We start from the raw sequence: 1179 nt of genomic DNA, 5'->3' as shown, positions 1-1179 counted from the left end.
TATGGCTAAGGAAAAGTTTGATCGCTCAAAACCCCACGTAAACATCGGCACGATTGGTCACGTTGACCATGGTAAGACGACGTTGACGGCTGCTATCACCAAGTATTTTGGTGACTTCAAAGCGTATGACCAAATTGACGGCGCGCCAGAAGAAAAAGCCCGCGGCATCACCATCTCAACCGCGCACGTTGAGTATGAGACCGAAGGTCGTCACTACGCGCACGTTGACTGCCCAGGTCACGCTGACTACGTGAAAAACATGATCACCGGTGCGGCGCAGATGGACGGCGCGATCCTGGTTGTGAACGCCGCTGACGGCCCAATGCCTCAGACTCGCGAGCACATCCTGCTGGGTCGCCAGGTTGGCATCCCGCACATGGTTGTTTACATGAACAAAGTTGACCAAGTAGACGACGAAGAGCTGCTGGAACTGGTTGAAATGGAAATCCGTGAGCTGCTGAGCTCGTACGAATATCCTGGCGACGACATCCCAGTGATCCCTGGTTCGGCCCTGGCCGCGATGGAAGGCAACAACCCAGAGATTGGTGAAGAGTCGATCAAAAAGCTGATGGCAGCGGTTGATGAATACATCCCAACCCCTGCGCGTGCGGTTGACCAGCCTTTCCTGATGCCGGTTGAAGACGTGTTCTCGATCTCGGGTCGTGGTACCGTTGTAACTGGCCGTGTTGAGCGTGGCGTGATCAACGTTGGCGACGAAATTGAAATCGTTGGCATCCGCGACACCAAGAAAACCACCTGTACCGGTGTTGAAATGTTCCGCAAGCTGCTGGACCGCGGTGAAGCCGGCGACAACATCGGCGCCCTGCTGCGCGGTATCGACCGTGAAGGCGTTGAGCGTGGTCAGGTTCTGTGTAAGCCAGGTTCCGTGACACCGCACACCAAATTTGAGGCAGAAGCCTACATCCTGACCAAGGATGAAGGTGGCCGTCACACGCCATTCTTCGCGAACTACCGTCCACAGTTCTACTTCCGGACCACTGACGTGACCGGCACTGTTGAGCTGCCTTCGGGCACCGAGATGGTGATGCCAGGCGACAACCTGAAGTTCAACGTTGAGCTGATCGCCCCAATCGCCATGGAAAACGGCCTGCGCTTCGCGATCCGCGAAGGTGGCCGCACCGTCGGCGCCGGCGTTGTGTCCAAAATCATCGAGTAATC

The 1179-nt window shown here is 56.2% G+C and carries 1 protein-coding gene; it reads left to right on the top strand.

All coding sequences use genetic code 11. From position 1 onward, the window contains the following. Window position 1: 1 nt before the first annotated feature. Window positions 2-1177 carry an elongation factor Tu gene (gene tuf / locus ROA7450_RS20670; RefSeq protein WP_085807851.1) on the top strand — a complete coding sequence of 392 codons (1176 nt, stop codon included), beginning with the start codon at window positions 2-4 and terminating at the stop codon, window positions 1175-1177. Window positions 1178-1179 lie beyond the last annotated feature (2 nt).

The organism is Roseovarius albus, assembly GCF_900172335.1.
GTDB lineage: Bacteria > Pseudomonadota > Alphaproteobacteria > Rhodobacterales > Rhodobacteraceae > Roseovarius > Roseovarius albus.
This window is presented reverse-complemented; position numbering and strand designations above follow the sequence as displayed.

Excerpts from the sequence above, each read along its gene's own strand:
- tuf (WP_085807851.1), top strand. The coding sequence starts at position 2 with ATGGCTAAGGAAAAGTTTGATCGCTCAAAACCCCACGTAAACATCGGC.